Origin of the sequence: Hymenobacter sp. 15J16-1T3B (assembly GCF_020711235.1) — a bacterium.
Taxonomy (GTDB): domain Bacteria; phylum Bacteroidota; class Bacteroidia; order Cytophagales; family Hymenobacteraceae; genus Solirubrum.
Genome location: NZ_JAJFAV010000016.1, coordinates 62,317 through 81,678, shown reverse-complemented (window position 1 = coordinate 81,678; position 19,362 = coordinate 62,317). Strand labels below are relative to the sequence as shown.

Annotated in this window: 15 protein-coding genes; 12 read left to right on the top strand and 3 right to left on the bottom strand. The window is 63.3% G+C overall.

The window, feature by feature from the left end:
- Positions 1 to 223: 223 nt before the first annotated feature.
- Both LJ737_RS22165 and mscL read right to left on the bottom strand, forming a co-directional pair.
- A complete protein-coding gene (locus LJ737_RS22165; protein ID WP_227768944.1) occupies positions 224 to 679 on the bottom strand; it encodes a hypothetical protein in 456 nt (151 codons plus the stop codon).
- 307 nt (positions 680 to 986) lie between these two features.
- Positions 987 to 1,409 carry a large conductance mechanosensitive channel protein MscL gene (mscL, locus tag LJ737_RS22160; protein WP_227768943.1) on the bottom strand — a complete coding sequence of 141 codons (423 nt, stop codon included), beginning with the start codon at positions 1,407 to 1,409 and terminating at the stop codon, positions 987 to 989.
- Between the two features lie 270 nt (positions 1,410 to 1,679).
- On the opposite strand from mscL, the gene LJ737_RS22155 reads away from it, so the two are divergent.
- The 7 genes from LJ737_RS22155 to LJ737_RS22125 all read left to right on the top strand — a co-directional run bounded on the left by LJ737_RS22155 (position 1,680) and on the right by LJ737_RS22125 (position 9,999).
- Positions 1,680 to 2,468, top strand: coding sequence for an enoyl-CoA hydratase/isomerase family protein (locus LJ737_RS22155; protein WP_227768942.1), 789 nt, complete (start codon positions 1,680 to 1,682; stop codon positions 2,466 to 2,468).
- A gap of 193 nt (positions 2,469 to 2,661) precedes the next feature.
- The gene (locus LJ737_RS22150) at positions 2,662 to 4,179 is read left to right on the top strand and encodes a lipopolysaccharide biosynthesis protein (RefSeq protein ID WP_227768941.1); all 1,518 of its coding nucleotides are present in this window, start codon (positions 2,662 to 2,664) and stop codon (positions 4,177 to 4,179) included.
- A 22-nt stretch (positions 4,180 to 4,201) separates the two neighbouring features.
- Complete coding sequence (gene dut, locus LJ737_RS22145) at positions 4,202 to 4,636, top strand: dUTP diphosphatase (RefSeq protein ID WP_227768940.1); 435 nt, start codon at positions 4,202 to 4,204, stop codon at positions 4,634 to 4,636.
- Between the two features lie 234 nt (positions 4,637 to 4,870).
- On the top strand, positions 4,871 to 5,881 hold the full coding sequence (locus LJ737_RS22140; protein ID WP_227768939.1) for a sugar nucleotidyltransferase: 1,011 nt from the start codon (positions 4,871 to 4,873) through the stop codon (positions 5,879 to 5,881).
- 96 nt (positions 5,882 to 5,977) lie between these two features.
- Positions 5,978 to 7,795, top strand: a complete 1,818-nt coding sequence (locus LJ737_RS22135) for a tetratricopeptide repeat protein (RefSeq protein WP_227768938.1) — start codon at positions 5,978 to 5,980, stop codon at positions 7,793 to 7,795.
- Positions 7,788 to 8,564 (top strand): lipoprotein insertase outer membrane protein LolB1, encoded by a 777-nt coding sequence (gene lolB1 / locus LJ737_RS22130; RefSeq protein ID WP_227768937.1) that lies wholly within the window; start codon positions 7,788 to 7,790, stop codon positions 8,562 to 8,564. Before LJ737_RS22135 ends, lolB1 begins: the two co-directional genes overlap by 8 nt.
- The gene (locus tag LJ737_RS22125; protein WP_227768936.1) at positions 8,542 to 9,999 is read left to right on the top strand and encodes a murein hydrolase activator EnvC family protein; all 1,458 of its coding nucleotides are present in this window, start codon (positions 8,542 to 8,544) and stop codon (positions 9,997 to 9,999) included. The genes lolB1 and LJ737_RS22125 overlap by 23 nt, the downstream gene beginning before the upstream one ends.
- A gap of 276 nt (positions 10,000 to 10,275) precedes the next feature.
- Here LJ737_RS22125 and LJ737_RS22120 read toward each other — a convergent pair whose 3' ends face one another.
- Complete coding sequence (locus LJ737_RS22120; protein ID WP_227768935.1) at positions 10,276 to 11,205, bottom strand: GAF domain-containing DNA-binding protein; 930 nt, start codon at positions 11,203 to 11,205, stop codon at positions 10,276 to 10,278.
- A gap of 338 nt (positions 11,206 to 11,543) precedes the next feature.
- Between LJ737_RS22120 and LJ737_RS22115 the strand changes: the two genes are divergently transcribed.
- From LJ737_RS22115 to LJ737_RS27190, 5 genes are all read left to right on the top strand, one after another.
- A complete protein-coding gene (locus LJ737_RS22115; protein ID WP_227768934.1) occupies positions 11,544 to 11,762 on the top strand; it encodes a Sec-independent protein translocase subunit TatA/TatB in 219 nt (72 codons plus the stop codon).
- Positions 11,763 to 11,781: 19 nt separating this feature from the next.
- Entirely contained in the window at positions 11,782 to 12,180 is a 399-nt protein-coding gene (locus tag LJ737_RS27195; RefSeq protein WP_317206668.1) for a Sec-independent protein translocase subunit TatA/TatB, read from the top strand.
- Between the two features lie 106 nt (positions 12,181 to 12,286).
- Positions 12,287 to 13,732 carry an Asp-tRNA(Asn)/Glu-tRNA(Gln) amidotransferase subunit GatA gene (gene gatA / locus LJ737_RS22105; protein WP_227768933.1) on the top strand — a complete coding sequence of 482 codons (1,446 nt, stop codon included), beginning with the start codon at positions 12,287 to 12,289 and terminating at the stop codon, positions 13,730 to 13,732.
- A gap of 15 nt (positions 13,733 to 13,747) precedes the next feature.
- Positions 13,748 to 15,847 carry a lytic transglycosylase domain-containing protein gene (locus LJ737_RS22100; RefSeq protein WP_227768932.1) on the top strand — a complete coding sequence of 700 codons (2,100 nt, stop codon included), beginning with the start codon at positions 13,748 to 13,750 and terminating at the stop codon, positions 15,845 to 15,847.
- A gap of 300 nt (positions 15,848 to 16,147) precedes the next feature.
- A complete protein-coding gene (locus LJ737_RS27190) occupies positions 16,148 to 19,327 on the top strand; it encodes a rhamnogalacturonan lyase family protein (RefSeq protein WP_317206667.1) in 3,180 nt (1,059 codons plus the stop codon).
- The last annotated feature ends 35 nt before the right edge of the window (positions 19,328 to 19,362 follow it).

Below are 19,362 nucleotides of genomic sequence, written 5' to 3'. Positions count from 1 at the left end.
TGCTCCTGCGTCGCGGTGCCGGCCTGTTGCTGGCCGCGCTGCTTGGCTGGGTGCTCAGCCTGGGCTGAGCCCGCGCCACTGGCCCTGCAGCAGCTCCTCCTTATCCCTTTCTCCAGTCTTTCTTCAGTGCTCAGAGGCGAACGGTGGCTCTGACACGACATCTGAAGAAGCAAAAAGCCCCGAAGCTTTGCGTCGGGGCTTTTTCTTTGTTCTCGAAAGGGGCCTAGAGGCCCAGGAAATGCCGCTTGGGCTTCTTGTGCTTGAGGGGCTTGCCGGGCGGATCGATGCCGGGTGCCGGGCGTGCTTCGCCGCGCTTCTGCATGGCCGCACTGCGCTTGTCGCCGCGGAATTTGCGCACCGTAAAGCCGCCCGCCGATTTATCGTACTGCCGCGCCGAGCCATTGGCGCTGCCGAGGCTGGTGCTCATGCCGGCGCGGGCCTCGAGCACTTCCATCTGCTGGTCGCGCTTCACCTCGTCGGGGTTCATGCTCATGCGCTGCTGCATGCGGGCCAGTTCTTCAGCCGAGGGCTGCTTGCGCTTCTTGGTAGTCGCTTCCTTCCGCGGCTTTTCACCGCCGGTAAACGGCGTAGCGGGGGCCGGCTGGGTTTGGGCCTGAGCCGCAGCAGTCGTTAGCAGCCCGCCGACGAGCAGGGCCGCGGCGGCAACGTATTTCTTCATGCGCATGGAAATAAGGGTAACGTGGGCAGCCAAGGTGGGTGGCAGCTACGCCGACGCAACGGGTGGAGGGATGAGTTAGTTCAAGCTGCCGCCATTTACTGCGACGCTCGTCCCAAGGTTACTGAAAATATTTAATTTCGACAATGCGCAGACCCACAATAACTTCTTGACATCACATTAAAGTGTTACCCCAACAGTTCGGCCGGCCCAGCCTTGCCCACACGAGCAAACCGGACCGGCCGTAATAGTTGTTGCGGCCCGAAGCGCGTCAGGCAAAGTGCGGGCTAGACGCGGCGGCCCAACGGACCTAGGCCCGGTTGCGCAGCGCGTCGCGGATTTCCATCAGCAGAGCTTGGTCCTTGGTTGGCCCTACTTCTACTACGGGCACCGGCGCCGGCTTTTTAAAGCGGTTGGCCAGCTTCACGATCCAGAAGACAGCAAAGGCAATGATGATAAAGTAGATGACTGCATTAATGAAGTTGCCGTAGTTAACTGTGGCGGCGCCGGCTTCCTTGGCCTTTTCGATGGTGTCGTAGTGGTTGCCGTCGAGGGCAACAAACCAGTTTTTGAAATCGATGCCGCCGGTAAACACTCCCAAAATAGGCATCAGGATATCGTCGGTCAGTGAGCTGACGATTTTGCCGAACGACGCGCCGATGATAACGCCAACGGCGAGGTCGAGCACATTGCCTTTGGAGATGAACTCCTTGAATTCGGAAACAAAGCCCATAGTAACTGGTGTGGTTGGAGGTGAAAAAAAGGAGGTTTGGGATGGAATATAGGAAGTCTTATATCGGAAGCAAGCCTTGTGGCCTCCAACGGCCTACCCAGCCTTGACCGGTGCAAATAGACCGGTTGCTATATTCCCGCACGTCAAACTTCGCCCAGCGCGGCCGCTCACCCGGCGAAACGGCCTAATGCCTCGCCGGAAGTCCCCAAACCTCGGCCGCGCATTGTGGCTATCTTTGCCCGCTCCGAACCCCAGCATCAATTCCTGCCCATGCTCCCCGTACTGGAAAATCTGGCTCTCGACCTGACCGACAACGGCATCCTGGTCATTACTCTTAACCGCCCCAGCAAGCTCAACGCCCTGAACGCGGCCACCATCGAAGACATTGGCCGGGCCATGCAATCGGCGCTGGACAACCCGCAGGTGCGCGGCGTTATCCTGACCGGTGCGGGCGACAAAGCCTTCGTGGCCGGCGCCGACATTGCCGAGCTGGCCGCTCTGGACGAACTGCAGGCCCGCCGCGCCGCCGAGCGCGGGCAGGAGGTCTTCTGCACCATTGAGGAAAGCACTAAGCCGGTTATTGCGGCCGTCAACGGCTTTGCCCTGGGCGGCGGCTGCGAACTGGCCATGGCCTGCCACTTCCGCGTGGCTTCCGACAACGCCCGCTTCGGCCAGCCCGAGGTGAACCTGGGCCTGATTCCGGGCTACGGCGGTACCCAGCGCCTGACGCAGCTAGTGGGCAAGGGCAAGGCCCTGGAGCTGATGATGACCGCCGACATGATCAAGGCCGACGAGGCCCTGCGTCTGGGCTTGGTCAACCACGTGGTGCCGCAGGCCGAGCTGCTCGGCTTTTGCCAGCAGTTGCTGGGCCGCATCCTCACCAAGGCACCGCTGGCCGTGGGCCTGGTTATCGACAGCGTCAACGCCTACTTCGACAAGGAGCGCCACGGCTACCAGACCGAGGCCAACGCCTTTGCCCGCTGCTTCGCCTCCGACGACTTCCGCGAGGGCACGCAGGCCTTCCTGGAAAAGCGGCCGGCCGCGTTTACGGGCAAGTAATTTTCATCTTGGCCCGTCAGGGCAGGCGCAACTGGGGAACCGCAACCACGCGGAGAGCCTATTTCGTGTGGTTAGCTAGGTTCTACTCGACTCGTTCCCCGAGCCGAGTACGAGCGGCAAGCAGTCCGCGCTTTCCCGGTTGCGCCTGCCCTGACGGGCTAACGTACTCTCTGTTTTCTCCGAATTTCACCGAATGAGCATTGCCAAACGTCTGGCTTCCCAGACCGTCGTGTACGGCGTGAGCAGTATCGTGGGGCGGGTGCTCAACTTTCTGCTGACGCCGCTCTACACCGGGCGCTTCGAGCCGGCGGCCTTCGGCATCATCACCGGGCTCTACGCCTACGTGTCGTTTCTGAACGTGCTGTTCACCTTCGGCATGGAAACGGCTTACCTGCGCTTCGCCAACCGCGCGGGCACCGACCGGCAGGACCTCTACAACCGGGTATTGACGCTGCTCCTCGTTAGCAGCGTGGTGCTGACGGTGCTCCTGTCGCTGGCCGCGCCCACGCTGATGGCCCTGCTCGATATTCCGCCGGGCCACGAGCGGTACGCGGTCTGGATTGCCATCATTCTGGGCCTCGACGCGGTGGCGGCAATTCCCTTTGCTCGCCTGCGCCTGGAAAACAAAGCCGTGAAGTTTGCCGCCATCCGCATGGCCAACATCCTGCTGACCGTCGGGCTGAACCTGTTTTTCATCGTCTTTTGCCCCGATGTGCTAGCCGGCAAGTACCTCACGGGCCTGCAGCCCTTGGTCCAGCGCGTGTACGACCCGAGCATTGGGGTGGGCTACGTGTTCCTGTCGAACCTGGCGGCCAGCGCCTTCACCCTGTTGCTGCTGGGCCGTGAGCTGTTGGATTTCCGCCCCCACCTCGATGCGCCGTACCTCGGTCCGCTGTGGCGCTACGCCTACCCGATTATGCTGATGGGCCTGGCCGGCATGGTCAACGAGACGCTGGACCGTATTCTGCTGCCGCGCTGGCTGCCTGAGGGCTTCTATCCCGGCCGCGACAGTCTGGCGGCGGTGGGCATCTACGGCGCCTGCTACAAGCTCAGCATCCTGATGAGTCTGGTCATTCAGGCCTTCCGCTACGCCGCTGAGCCATTTTTCTTTGCTCAGAGTGAGGATAAAAACTCGCCCCGCACCTTTGCTTTGGTGCTAAAGTGGTTCACCATCTGCTGCGCCCTGCTCTTCGTGGCCGTGAGCGTGAACGTGGATTTGATTGCCCCGCTGTTTTTGCGCAAGCCTGAGTACCTGGAAGGCCTGCCGGTGGTGCCGGTGCTGCTACTGGCCAACCTGTTTCTGGGCGTGTACTACAACCTGTCGGTGTGGTTCAAGCTCACCGACAAAACGTATTTCGGCACCTACATCAGCTTCGGCGGGGCGGTGCTGACCGTGGCGCTGAACTTCCTGCTGATTCCCGTGCTCGGCTACATGGGCTCGGCCATTGCCACGCTGGTGTGCTACGCCTCCATGGCGGCCATCTGCTGGGCCCTGGGCAACCACCACTTCCCCGTGCCCTACCCCGTGGGCCGGCTGCTGCTGTGGATAGCCACCGCCGTGGCGGTGGTGGCCGGCAGTTGGGCCTTGCCTGCGCTGGCTGTCTGGACGGCCCACATGGTGCACATTCTCATCACCCTGGCTTTCGTAGCGGCGGTGTGGCTGGTGGAACGCCCCGAGCGGGCCTTCCGCCGCCAGCCCAAAGCGGCGTAAGCGTTCCATTTGTTTCCCGACCATGCAAGTCGCCGTTATCAACCGCTCCCACCACCCGCTGCCGGCCTACCAAACCGAGCACGCCGCCGGCCTCGACCTGCGGGCCAATCTTACGGAGCCCGTCACGCTCGGCCCGTTGGAGCGCGCCCTCATCCCAACGGGCCTGTTTCTGGAAATTCCGGCCGGCTACGAGGCGCAGGTACGCCCGCGCAGCGGCTTGGCCTACAAGCACGGCATTGGCCTCGTCAACAGCCCCGGCACCATCGATGCGGACTACCGCGGCGAGGTGAAAGTGCTGCTGGTGAACCTCTCGAATACGCCCTTCGTGGTGCAGGACGGGGAGCGGATTGCCCAACTCGTCTTTGCCCGCTACCAAGCCATCGAGTGGCAGGAAGTGGAGGTGCTGAGCGAAACCAGCCGCGGAGCCGGCGGCTACGGCAGCACCGGCACCCGCTAACCCGGCTTGGGGCGGCCCAAACCGCCCAAGCAGGTGAGTGCAGGATGTTGACCGGCGTTTTCGCCCGTACTTCGTTTCTTACCGCTGCACCTGCCCGGTCGAGGCTTCCTGCTCTCGTGCAAAAAAATCTGCGAAATCAGTAAAATCGGTTGATTCTGCACCTCAACTTTGCGCGGCGCTAGTGGCCGCGCTTACGTACACGCCCCCAGAAAACCTTTCCCAATTCACCCTTATATGAAAATCATCGTCCCGATGGCCGGCATGGGCAAGCGCATGCGCCCGCACACGCTCACCGTTCCCAAGCCGCTGATTCCGATTGCCGGCAAGCCCATCGTGCAGCGCCTCGTTGAAGACATTGCCAAGGTGGTCGGCGAGCCGGTATCGGAAGTCGCCTTCATCGTTGGCCGTTTCGGCTCGGAGGTAGAGCAGAACCTGATCAAGATTGCCGAATCCGTCGGGGCCCAAGGCACCATCCATTACCAGGACGAGCCGCTGGGCACTGCCCACGCCATTCTGTGCGCCCAAAGCGCGCTGACCGGCCCGGTAGTGGTGGCCTTCGCCGATACCCTATTCAAAGCCGATTTCACCCTCGATACCTCCGCCGACGGCACCATCTGGGTGCAGCGCGTGGACGACCCGCGTCCCTTCGGCGTGGTGAAACTCAACGAGCAGGGCCAGATTACCGAGCTGATCGAAAAGCCCCAGGAATTCGTGTCGGACCTGGCCATCATCGGCATCTACTACTTCCGCGACGGGGAATACCTGAAGCGCGAGCTGCAGTACCTGCTCGACAACGACATCAAGGACAAAGGCGAGTACCAGCTCACCAACGCCCTGGAAAACATGAAAAACCAGGGCGCCAAGTTCATTCCCGGCCGCGTGACGGAGTGGCTGGACTGCGGCAACAAGGACGCCACGGTGTACACGAACCAGCGGTACCTGGAGTACCTGCAGGAAGCCGGTGAAGACACCGTTTCGAAATCCGCTAAGCTGACCAACAGCGTAATTGTGCCGCCGGTGTACATTGGCGAAAACGTGGTGCTCGAAAACAGCATCATCGGCCCGCACGTGTCGGTGGGCGACGGTTCCGTCGTCAAACACTCGGTGGTGGCCAACTCGATTATCCAGAAGTCGGCCTCGGTGACCAACGCCAATGTGTCGAACTCCATGATCGGCAGCTTCGCCAGCTTCACCGGCACGCCCTCGGACCTGAGCGTGGGTGATTACAACGCTCTGAAACTGTAAAGCGCAGGGGGTGGTTTCAGGGTTATGCCGTATCTTTTCTCACGATGCGGCGGCGCCCTGATGCCACCCTTTTCTTTGCTGCTGCGTCCTGTTCGTATGATTCGTTCCGCTTCTACCCTCTTGCTCGCGTTGGGCCTGCTGGTGGCCGGGCCCGCGTGGGCCCAGCAGCAGCCGACCGCGCCCGCCCAAAAGGCCGCGGCCGACAAGCCGCGCAAGCTGACGCGCAAGGAGCGAAAGGAAATGCAGCGGCAGGCCGCGCTGGAAGCCGCCAAAGCCCAGCAACAAAGCCAGCTCACCGAGAAAGACCGAGAGCTGAGCGCCGCGTATTTTGTCGACGGCGTGAAGTTCATGCTGCTGGAGGACTATCCCAAGGCCCTGGAGCGCCTGCTCAAGGCCTACCAGCTCGATCCGAACAACGCGGCCATCAACTACAAGATTGCCGAGGCCAACTTACTGATTGGCAACCTCAAGGACGCGGGGAACTTCGCCCAGGCCGCCGTGCGCCTCGATGGCAAAAACGCCTACTACTACCTGATTCTGGCCCAGATCTACGCGTCGCAGAAGCAGTTTACGGAGGCGGCGCAGGTCTACACCAAGCTGATTCAGGACGTTCCGGACGCCAAGTCCTACCTCTTCAACCTGGCCGAGCTGTACCTGGCCCAGGGCAAGCTGACCGATGCGCTGAGCGCGTTTGAGCAAGCGGAAAAGGAATTCGGGCCCATGGACGAGGTGTCGTTCAAGAAGCAGCAGATTTACCTCAAGCAGAACAACCTCGACAAGGCCCTGCAGGAAGGCGAGGCGCTGATTTCGGCCAACCCCGACGAGGTGCGCTACGTGCTGGCCCAGGCCGAAATGTACGCGGCCAACAACCGCCTGCCCGACGCCATCCGGGTGGCCCAGCAGGCCCTGCGCAAGGAGCCCGAAAACCCGCAGGCGCATATGATTCTGGCCGACGCCTACCGGCAGCAGGGCAACGCCGCCGAGTCGGAGAAGCAGATCAAGCAGGCCTTTGAAAGCCCCGAGCTGAGCATCGACCAGAAAGTGCGCATCCTGGTGGACTACCTCAAGCAGCTGCCCAACCCCGCCCTGCAGCAAACCGCGCTGGAACTGGCCGACATTACGACCAAGGTGCACCCGCGCGAGGCCAAGGCGTTTTCGGTGGCCGGCGACGTGCAGCTCCTGGCCGATCAGAAGCCCAAAGCCCGCAGCAGCTACTTGCAAGCCCTGCGCCTCGACAACTCGCACTACAAAATCTGGCAGCAAGTGGTGCTCATCGACGCGGAGCTGGCCCAGTCCGACTCCTTGCTGAAACACACCAACCAGGCGCTGGAGCTGTTTCCCAATCAAGCCGTGTTCTGGTTCTACAACGGCGTGGGCCACACCTTTGCCAAGCAGCCAGCCAAAGCGGTGCGCTCCTTCGAGCAGGGCAAGAAGCTAGCCACCGACAACCCCGAGTTGGGGGCGCAGTTCGATACCCAGCTCGGCGACGCTTACCACGAGCTGAAAGAATACGACAAGTCGGACGCGGCCTACGAGGCGGCGCTGACGTTTGACGCGAACAATGCGCAGGCGCTGAACAATTACAGCTACTACCTGTCGTTACGCGGCAAGAATTTGCCGAAGGCCAAGGACATGGCCGCTAAGCTGGTGAAGCTGTTTCCCGACAACGGCACCTACCTCGACACGTACGGCTGGGTACTCTACCAGCTAAAAGATTACTCGAACGCCCGCCAATACCTCGAAAAAGCCGTACGTACCTCCAAGGACGGCACCGTGCTGGAGCACTACGGCGACGTGTTGTACCAATTGGGCGATGCGGCCGCGGCCGTGGAGCACTGGCAGCAGGCCAAAAAGGCCGGCGGCACCTCCGCGCTTATCGACCGCAAAATCAAAGACCGAAAACTCTATGAATAGACGCTGGCCGCTGCTGGTGTTGATCGGCAGCCTGAGCCTGGGCGCCTGTACTCGCCGAGCCGTTCCGACCAAAACGACGACCAAACCGACGCGGCCGCCGGCGCCGGAAGTGCGCGCCCGCAACTTGGATTTCCGCTACCTCGCGGCCAAGGGCAAGGCCCAGATCGACGCCAACGGGGAGAAGTACTCGGCCAACTTGGCTGTGCGCATGCGCAAGGACAGCGTCATTTGGGTGTCGGCGTCGCTGCTGGGCATCGAGGGCATTCGGGCGCGCATCACGCCCGATTCGGTGCAGGTCATCAACAAATTGGAGAAGACCTACTACGCCGGCAACTTCGACTACCTGCGGCGGCAATTCAACGTGCCCATCACCTTCGTGCAGCTGCAGTCCATGCTCATCGGCGACTACGTGCCGGCCATGGCCGATTCGGCGCTGTCGGTCATGGCCGACGGCCCCATTCAGCGCGTGCAGTACCAGCAAACGGGCATTCTGGTGGAGCAGCTCATCGAGCTGAGCCGGGCGCGCCTGCAGAAGCTGAACGTATCAGACCCCAAGTCGCAGAGCACCCTGACGGTGACTTACGCCGACTTTCAACCCATTCAGCCGGGTGAGCAGCAGTTCGCGCACGGCATCTTGGTGCAAGCCCAACAGCCGGGGCGGCAGCCCGCCACGGTGACTATCAATTACCGCAACGTAGATTTGGACAAGGAACAGCTGTCGTTCCCCTTCTCCGTGCCGGCCGAGTATGGGCGTAAAAACCGTAAGTAACAGTAGTACGCCCAAGTCTTGGCCCACGTGGCTGCTCGCCGGCGCCCTGCTGCTGGGGCTGACGGCGGCGCCCGCCCAGCAGCGGCGTCGCCCCGCGGCCAAGCCCGCCAAGGAAACGCCTAAAACCAAGGCTCAGCTGGAGCGGGAGCGACGCAACAACCTGCGCCGCATCAAGGAAACCAGCAAGATTCTGGAGCAAACCCAGCAGAAAAAACAAAGCTCTCTGGGCCAGCTCAACGCGCTCAAGGAGAAGATTACGGTGCAGCAGCAGGTCATCAAATCGACCTCCTCGCAGCTGCGCTACATCGAAACGGGCGTCAAGAAAACCGCTACCGACGTAGAGCTGACCCAGGCCGAGCTGGCGCGGCTGAAGGCCGAGTACGCCCGCCTGATCTACGCCGCGTCGAAGTCGACCAACGCCTACAACCGGGTGATGTTTCTCTTCGCGGCCGACTCGTTCAACGAGTTTATGCTGCGCCTGCGCTACGTGCGGCAGTACTCCGAGGTACGCCGCCAGCAGGTGAGCAGCATTCTGCGTACCCAGCAACAGCTGCACCAGCAACTCAGCACGCTTACCGAGCAGAAGCAGGAGAAAAGCTCCTTGCTCAACACGCAGGTGCACGAGAAAAAAAACCTGGTAACCATGCGCACCCAGCAGGACCAAGTGGTGCAGCAGCTCAGCCAGCAGGAGCAGCAACTGCAAAAAGAGCTGGCGGAGCGCCAACAGGCCGTGCGGCAACTCGACAACCTGATTGCCCAGCGCGTGCGCGAGGAAATTGCCCGCGCCGCCCGCGTGGCTGCGGCCAAAGCCGCTGCCAAGGCCGCCGCCGCCAAAGCCGCCGCCAAAGCTGCGGCCGAACGCGCGGCCGCGGCCGAACGGGCCAACGCCACGGCCACTGAGCAGGCCACCGCCAAGCGCGAAGCCACCGAAACAGCCCAAGCCGCCGAAGCCGCCGTGGCCGCCGAAGAAGCCAGCACCAACGTCGACCGGGTGACGCTCACGCCCGAAACGGCGGAGCTCTCGTCGTCGTTTGCCGGCAACCGCGGGCTGCTGCTGTGGCCGGTGGGGCGCGGCTTTATTAGCCAGCGCTTCGGGCGCCACCCCCACCCCGTGCTCAAACACGTGACGGTGGACAACCGCGGCGTGGACATTCAGACCGAAGCCGGCGAACAAGCCCGCGCCATCTTCGACGGCAAGGTGCTCACCGTGGCCAACATTGCCGGCATGAACAACGTGGTGATGGTGCAGCACGGCGAGTATTTCACCGTGTACGCCAAGCTGCGTACCGTGAGCGTATCGGAGGGCCAGCAGGTAAAGATGCGCCAGCCCATTGGTACAGTGTACACCAATTCGGAGGGCACTACGGAGCTGCAGTTTCAGGTTTGGCGCAACAGCACCAACCTCAACCCCGAGCAGTGGTTGGGCCGTAAATAGCTGTTGCTACACGGGAACTGCCAATTTTGAAGTGGCCAGAAATAAAAAAACACCGTACAGCGTACGGTGCCTTTCTGAGCTATGAAAACAAACTTAGCTATCAGTTAATCCCTCCTTGGCAGGGCCTAAGCCCGGGCGCCAACGGATTAATCCCCCGATAACAACCGAAAGATACGAGGTCTATCGGTTTTTGATCATGCGGTTTTCGTCCAAATCCGAGAATTTGTCGACCAAAGCCGCCATTTGCTATCCGAGCATAGCCCAGCGGTGGGCGAACTACACCAAGTTCAGCCGGCTCATCAGATCGGCCTTGTAGGAATTGCCGATGGGCACCGACGAGGCCCGGCCGCCGTCCACCACCAGCGAGTCGCCGTCGATGGCCACGATGCTGCTGATGCGCACGATGTACTTGCGGTGCACACGCACAAAGTCGCGCACTGGCAGGCGGGTGAGCATGTCCTTCATGGTGGTGTACACCGTGTACCGCTCACCGCCCGCGTGGATGTTGACGTAGTCGCCAAGGGCTTCGAGGTAGGAAATATTATCGGTGTTGAGCCGGATCAGCTTGTGGTCTTGCTTGACGAAGATTTCGCTCCGCCCTACGGAGTACAGCGAATCGGCCGCGTTGTTGGCCATGCGCAGCAACCCTTCCAGCTTGGCTTTTTCCTGCTCCAGCTGCAACCGGGCCCGGCGCAGCTCAAGGTGCGACACCACCTCGCGGGCCAGAATCTGCAGGGCGTCGCGCTGCTCGGCGGTGAGGTGGCGGGGACGGGTGTCGATGGTGCAGAGCGCGCCCAGCGGCTGCCCGTCGGAGGTGACGAGTGGGGCGCCGGCGTAGAAGCGGATATTTGGGTCGCTGGTGACCAGCGGGTTGGTGCTGAACAGCGGGTTCGTGGTGGCGTCTTCAACTTCGTAGATGCCCGTACCAACCATGGCGTGTTGGCAAAAGGAATACTCCCGCGGCGTCTCATCGATGCCCGCCAGGCCGTAATTGGCCTTAAACCACTGCCGGTGGGCATCCACCAGCGAAATCAACGATATGGGCGTGCCGCAGATGTAGGCGGCCAGCCGGGTCAGGGCATCGAAATCCGCCTCGGGCGAAGTGTCCAGCACTTGGTAAGCTTGCAGGGCTTCCAGGCGCTGCTCCTCCCGGTCGTGAGCCGTGAGACCGGGGGTATCGGAGGGGTAGAGGGCACGCACGTTCATAATCAAAGATGCGTTAGCGCAGCAGAAGTTGCCTGCCGAGTAGGGCACCGGCACAAAAAAGCGAGAAAACAACGGCCAAAGGTACCTACGTGAATTGTCCGCTAACCGGTTCTTCACGATGAACATTATTTCTTGCCCGCCGAATCAGGATTTCTCCTTGCTGAACTTCTGGCAGGGGTTACGTGGTTCCTAAGTATCGGCCCAAACATTTGCCGGTGCTCTGGCTGCCCGGGTGTACCCGCCGGGCTCGTTTTGAAAATTATCGGGTACCTTTACCATCCCTACGGCGGGCGGGCCCGTATCTCCTGCTGTAGCTTACACACCCACCGCGGACTCCCATGCTCAACTCGCTTTTCCTGATCGGCAATTTTGGCACGACCGAGATTTTGCTGATCGTCTTTATCGTCATCTTGCTGTTCGGCGCCAAGCGCATTCCGGAGCTGTTCCGGGGCCTGGGCCAGGGCATGCGCGAGTTCAAGGACGCGTCGAAAGACGATAAGCCCGAGTACCGCGACCAAAACCCCAACTACCGCGACCCGCAACAGCCGAGCCGCTAACCGCTAAGCTCTGTTAGTCATGCACACGCCTTTTCTGCTTTTCCTGGAAGGTATTGGTGGCGGCGAATTGGCCGTTATCGTGCTTTTCATCCTGGTGTTCTTCGGCGCCAACAAGATTCCGGAGCTGGCTCGTGGCCTCGGTAAGGGCATCCGCGAGTTTAAGGACGCCTCGCGCGAGATTCGCAGCGAGATTGAAAACGCCGGGCAGCCGGGCTTTCAGCCCAACAACAACGGCTACCAACAACCCGCTACCAACGGTTACCAGCAGCCCCAGCCCGTGCAGCCAGTAGCCTACCAGCCCACCGGCCTCGATCAGCCCCTGCCCGAGTCGCAGGCGCCGGTGGCGGCCCCGGAACAGCCCACGGTAACGCCCGCCGGCCTGCCCCACGAATCGAATTCTTCGGCGAAGTCGATTTAATTTCGAACTTTCGCATCCTGCTTTTGACGGCCGCCGCGCACCCCGCGGCGGCCTAGCCTTTTCACCCCAATCCTGCCGCCCGCCGCGGACCGTTTGGCCCCTACGCATGAAACGCTTCAACTCCCTCACGGAAGTTCGCCACGAGCTGACCGCCGGTACTCTTACCTGCCGTCAGCTCGTTGAGTATTACCTCGACAACATCGAGAAAAAGCAGCACCTCAACGCCTTCCTCGAAGTGTGGGCCGACGAAGCCCGGCAGCAGGCCGAGGCCGTCGACGCGAAAATGGCCGCGGGCACGGCCGGTAAGCTGGCTGGCATGGTCATCGGCCTGAAGGACGTGCTGGCCTACAAGGACCACGCGCTGCAGTCCAGCTCGCACATTCTCGACGGGTTCAAGTCCTTGTTTACAGGTACGGCCGTGCAACGCCTGCTCGACGAGGACGCTATCCTGATCGGCCGCCAGAACTGCGACGAGTTTGCCATGGGCGCCTCCAACGAGACGTCTTACTTCGGCCCGGCCCGCAACGAAATCGACCCGAACCGCGTGCCCGGCGGCTCCTCGGGCGGCTCGGCCGTGGCGGTGCAGGCTGATCTGTGCTTGGCCTCCATCGGCTCCGATACCGGCGGCTCGGTGCGCCAGCCGGCGGCCTTCTGCGGCGTGGTGGGCCTGAAGCCGACCTACTCGCGGGTGTCGCGCTACGGGCTGATTGCCTACGCCTCGTCGTTCGACCAGATCGGGCCGATTACCCGCTCGGTGGACGACGCCGCGCTGCTGCTGGAAGTAATGGCCGGCCCCGACGAGTTTGACTCGACGGTGAGCCAGGAGTCGGTGCCCGCCTACTCGGAGCTGCTGGAACCTAAGGCGCACTACCGCGTGGGCTACATCCGCGACACGATGGAGCGCCCGGGCCTCGCGCCGGACATCAAGCAGGCCATGGAATCGACCATCGAGCTGCTGCGCGGGCAAGGCCACGTAGTGGACGCGGTGGACTTCCCCTACCTCGACTACATGGTGCCGACGTACTACATTCTGACCACGGCGGAGGCCTCCTCCAACCTGGGCCGCTACGATGGGGTGAAGTACGGCTACCGCGCCCCGGACGCTACCGACCTGGAGTCGCTCTACAAAAAGTCGCGCAGCCAGGGCTTCGGGCAGGAGGTACAGCGCCGTATTCTGCTGGGCACCTTCGTGTTGTCGGCCGATTACTACGACGCCTACTACACCAAGGCCCAGCGCGTGCGGCGCCTCATCAAGGAGCAAACCGACGAGCTGCTGCGCCAGTACGACTTCCTGATTCTGCCCACAGCGCCGACCACGGCGTTCCGCATCGGCGAAAACATGAAAGATCCGCTGGCTATGTATCTTGCTGATATCTTTACCGTTCAGGCCTCGTTGGCGGGCGTACCGGCTATTTCGGTGCCCGTGGGGAATGACGGCGAAGGGCTGCCCATCGGCTTGCAGGTGCTCAGCGGTGCCTTCCGCGAAGCCGACATGCTGGCCTTTGCCAAGCACCTGACCGAAACCGTGGGCGCGTCCGTAGTAGCCCCGTAACGTGAAGTTGAACGCATGAAAAAGTCGCTCCGCGCCTCCGCTTTGTTTCTGTTGGCTGCCGCCTTTGCCCGCCCCGCGGCGGCCCAAACGCAGTTCCCACCCGTGACAATGCCGGCGGCCGGCGCGGACGACACCACGCGGGTGCGGCTGGAGCTGCAGCCCGACTCGCTGGTGGCCGAGCCGGTGCAGATCGACTCGGTGAAGCTGGCGTGGCTGCAGGCCCCGCCCGAGGTGCGCGACCTGATCTGCGACCGGGTGGCTTGCTTCGATACCGACGTGCCGCACGCCTTCAACTCGACGGTGCTGGCGCACATCAACTACTTCACGCTGCGCAACCGCAACTACATGCAGCGGGTGCTGGAGCGCGAAAACCTGTACTTCCCGCTGTTTGAGAAGTACCTGACCAAGTACAACCTACCGCCCGACCTGAAGTATTTGGCCGTGGTGGAGTCGGCGCTGATTCCGACGGCCAAGTCGCGGGTAGGCGCCACCGGCCTGTGGCAGTTTATGGGCCCTACCGCGGGTGATTTGCGGCTGCGCCGCGACGAGTGGGTGGACGAGCGGATGGACCCGGAAAAGGCCACCGAAGCCGCCTGCAAGCACCTGCGCTACCTCTACGGCGTGTTTCACGACTGGGAATTGGTGCTAGCCGCCTACAACTGGGGTGCGGGCAACATTCAGCGGGTGATGCGCAAGTCGGGCAAGCGCAACTTCTGGGATATGTACCCCTACATGCCCAAGGAAACGCGCAACTACGTGCCCTCCTTCACGGCCATCATGTACGCCATGAAGTACGCCGAGCAGCACAATTTGCACTCGGCCGAGCTGAAATACCAGTACGCCCAGCCCATGGACACGCTGAAGCTCAACGGGCAGGCATTTGACATGATGCGTTTGAGCCAAGCCGTGGGCCTGGACTCGACGGCCATTCTGCGCTTCAACCCCGAGTTGCGCCGCCCCTACCTGCCCGACGGCTACCGCCCCTACACCGTGCAGTTTCCGGCTGACCGCCGCGCCTTGCTGCTGGAAGTAGACCGCTCGGTGCTCTTTGGCTACTGCCGTCCGCAGGCCGCACTACCGACGCCGATGGAGGCCTTGCCGCCGCGTTTGCAAGGCGTAGAGCCTTTTCCATCGGCGCAGCAGCTAGCTGCGGGTAGCCGCCGCAAGCCCGCTACGGAAACGGCCGCGGCGGCAACAGACGAAGCCCCGCGTACCCAGCGCAAGGTGCATACGGTGAAGCGCGGGCAGACCCTGGCGGAGCTGGCGGAATGGTACGGCGTGTCGCAGACGCAGCTGCGGCGCTGGAACAACCTGGCCAAGGGTCGGGCGCTGAAGCCCAAGCAGCAAATCGTGGTGTTCTTGCCGGCCAAAGGCGGCACGTCGGTGCAGGCGCAGAACGTAGCCGTGCGGCCCACCGCCGCGCCGGCCGTAGCTGCCGCCCCACGGACGCCCGCGGAAATGGGCGTGAAGGTGAGCAAGCAGCCCATCAAGCCGATCAGCAAGCCCGAAACGTTGGAAGCGGAAGAAACGGCGGTGGCTGCGGCCCCCGCGGCCGCGCCGGCTGAGCGCCCAGTTGCCGCCGAAGTCCGCAAGCCCGTTCGGGCTGCGCGTCCGGCAGCTGCGCCGGCAAAAGAAACTCCGGCTGATAATGACGCTGAAACGGCCGCTGCGCCCGAGTCGACTGCGGCGGTTACGGCAGCCGCGCAACAGGAAGCGGCTACCGAGTACGTGATTCGCAAGGGGGACTACCTGACCAAGCTGGCCCGCGAGCGGGGGCTGTCGGTGGAGCAGCTCATGGCTTGGAATAATCTGAAGTCGCAGGTGGTGACGCCGGGGCAGAAGCTGCGCCTGGCCGCGCCGGCGGCGGATGAAACGGCCGGCAGCGAGGAAGCCGAGAAGCCGGCGGCCGTGGCAACGGCGGCCCCCAAGCAAGCGGCCCGCGCCGCCAAGGCGCCGGCTTTGCAGCTGCAGCGCGTGCACGTGGTTCAGCCCGGCGACACGCTCTACAACATTTCGCGCCGCTACCAGGGCCTGACAGTGGAGCAGTTGCGCAAGCTCAACCACCTGAAGTCCGACGAGGTGAAACCGGGCCAAAAGCTCATCGTGGCCAGCTAAGTCCACTGCGCTTGACGGCTTGGTCCTATAAAGGTCCCGCTCCTACGAGCGGGGCCTTTTTGTTTGCCTGAGCTGCATCGGCGTAATCGGCCGAAATGCTTCAACACTGCGGGCAATTCACCTCGCCAGGGCCGCCCAGGCCCCCTCGGCAAGTGAGTACGCACTTTCCCGAAATAATACATGACGGTACAGGACACCGACGTGCGGTTGATGTGGGACTTTTCAGGCGTTCGGAACCTCCGAGCAGGAGCCGCCACTGCGCCGCGGCTCCGCCTGCATTCCACTTCCCAACACCAACTTATGTTCGAACACGTACCGCGTATCCGTCCTCTCCTTTTGGGCGTTGCCTCGGCCGCCGTGCTGCTGGCCGCGCCGGCCCGGGCCCAGCAGAAGTACCTGGAAAAGCTCAACCGCGGCGTGGTAGCCGTGCGCACCGGTCCCGGCACCGTCTACGTCGGCTGGCGCTTATTTGGCACTGACCCAGCCGGCGTGGCCTTCAACGTGTACCGCGACGGGGTGAAGGTCACGCCCGCACCGCTGACCGGAGCCACCAACTTCGTCGACCAAGCCGGCACCGACGGCACCTACACCGTGCGGCCGGTGGTCGGCGGGGTGGAGCAGGCCGGCTCGGCTTCGGCCAGCACCTGGGCCCAGCCGTTCAAGACCATTCCGCTGCAGGTGCCCGCGCCGGGCGTGACGCCGCCCTACACCGTGAGCAACAACCGCGTGGTGGAAAGCTACCCCAGCGGCCAAGCCTACACCTACTCGCCCAACGACGCCTCGGTGGCCGACCTCGACGGCGACGGGCAGTACGAAATCGTGCTGAAGTGGGACCCGTCGAACTCGCGCGACAACTCCCTGCGCGGCTTCACCGGCAACGTGTACATCGACGCCTACAAGCTCGACGGCACCCGGCTCTGGCGCATCGACCTAGGCCGCAACATCCGCGCCGGGGCGCACTACACCCAGCTGATGGTGTACGACCTGGACAGTGACGGCAAGGCCGAAGTGGCCGTAAAAACCGCCGACGGCACCGTCGACGGGCAGGGCACCGTCATCGGCGACCCGAACGCGGACTACCGCAACGTGGAAGGCTACCCACTGGCGGGCCCGGAGTTTCTGACCATTTTCAACGGGCAGACCGGGGCCGCCATGGCCACCACCAATTTCCTGCCGGCCCGCGGCTCCGTATCGAGCTGGGGGGATTCGTACGGCAACCGCGTCGACCGCTTCGTTTCGGCCATTGCCTACCTCGACGGGCAGCGGCCCAGCCTGGTGATGGGGCGCGGCTACTACACCCGCTTGGTGCGCGTGGCCTGGGATTGGCGCGGCGGGCAGCTCACCAACCGCTGGGTGTTCGACTCGAATGACCCCGGCAACGGCGCTTACGCCGGACAGGGCAACCACCAGCTCACCGTAGGCGACGTGGACGGCGACGGCCGGGACGAGGTCTGCAACGGGGCCAGCACCATCGACGACGACGGCCGCGGGCTGTACGTGAACGGCTCGGGCCACGGCGACGCCTTGCACATGACCGATATGGACCCCTCGCGCCCTGGCCAGGAAGTGTGGCAGTGCCAGGAGGAACCCGCCAAATACGGCACCAAAGGCGGCTTGCAATTCCGCGACGCCCGCACCGGCCAAACGCTCTGGGGCGTGCCCGCCACCGGCGACATCGGCCGGGCCATGGCCGCCGACATCGACCCGCGCTACCCCGGCTACGAGGTCTGGGGCTCGACGGGCGGATTGTATACCAACAAGGGCGTTCAGATCGGTACGACCCGGCCCAGCATCAACTTCGGCGTGTGGTGGGACGGTGACCTGCAGCGTGAGTTGCTGGAGTCGTCGTACAACGCCACCACCGACTTCGCCACCGTGCGCCTCGACAAGTGGAACTACGCCGCCAACCGCGCCGACCGCATCATGACGCCGAGCACGCCGGAATTTGGCAACGGCCAAACCAACAACACCACCAAGGCCAACGCCTGCATCACGGCCGACATTCTGGGTGACTGGCGCGAGGAAATCGTGCTGCGCTCGGCCGACAACACCAGCCTGCTGGTTTACACGACCACCGCGCCGACCACCCACCGCCTGCCCACGCTCATGCACGACGCGCAGTACCGGACGCAGGTGGCGCTGGAAAACTCGGCCTACAACCAACCGCCCAACCCCAGCTTCTTTCTGGGCGAAAACATGGCCGCCCCGACCTATAACATCAGCTTGGTGCAAGCCGCCGGGCCGGCCTGGGTGAATCCGGTGGCTTACCTGACGCCCGGCAACGGCGCCGCCGTCAACGCCGATGACATCCGCCTGAGCTGGACCGGCGCGGCGGACCGCTACAACGTGCTGGTGGGCCCCGACCCGGGCAACCTGGTGCTGGTGGCCGAAGGCCTGACCCAACCCGAATACACGCTGGCGGGTACTACGGCCCTCGGCACCTACTACTGGCGCGTGGACGCCCTGCGCGACGGCGACGCCACCCACGACGGCGAGGTAGCCACTGGTGCAGTCTGGTCGTTCGAGGCCAAGGACTTGGTAGCGCCGACGGTACTGACCAAGAACATTAGCGTCACGCTGAGCGGCGGCACGGCCACCATTACGCCCGCCGACGTAGACAACGGCAGCGCCGACGCCTACGGCCTGGCTTCGCTCACCCTGGACCGCAGCACCTTCGACTGCGCCGCCATCGGGCCGAACGTGGTAACGCTGACGGCCACCGACGTCAACGGCAACTCGGCCAGCGCCCCGGCCACGGTGACGGTGCTGGGCAGCGTGCCGGCCCCGCAAATCAGTGTGATGCCGGCCAGCGGCACCTACACCGGCGGGGTAGCTACGACGCTCTACCTCGGCTACGGTCCGCAAAGCGCCACGCTGACGGCCACTGACGGGGTTAGCTACCAGTGGAACCCCGCCGCGGGCCTGAGCAACGCCGCTACAGCCAACCCGACCTTCGCGGCCACCGCCCCCGGCACGTATACCTATACCGTCACGGCCACCAGCGCCAGCGGCTGCCCGGCCACGGCCAGCGTCACGCTGACGGTTGTCGACGCGCGGTGCGGCACGAAGAACGACAAGGTGCTGGTGTGCCACAACGGCAACTTGCTCTGCATTGCGCCTAGCGCCGTTGCCGCGCACCTCGCCCAGCACGGCGACCAACTGGCTGGCTGCGCCACGGCCGCCCGCGGTACGCAAGGCAGCCCAGCCACGGCCGTCGAGCAATTGGAGCTGACGGCGACGCCCAACCCAGTGGCCGGCCCGGCCACCATCCGCTTCCGTTCGGCGGAGTCGGGGGCAGCGCACGTGGCCGTGTATAACTCCTTAGGCCAGCTAGTGGCCACGCTCTACGACGCTCCCGCCGAAGCCGGCCGGCAATACACGCTGCCGCTGGACGGCCGCCAGCTGCCCGCCGGGCTCTATACCTGCCGCCTGCGCCAAAACGGGCAGACGCAGACCCAACGCCTGGTGGTCGTAGACTAACTAGGCTCTGACAGCACAAGCTTCGGCCTTGCCCA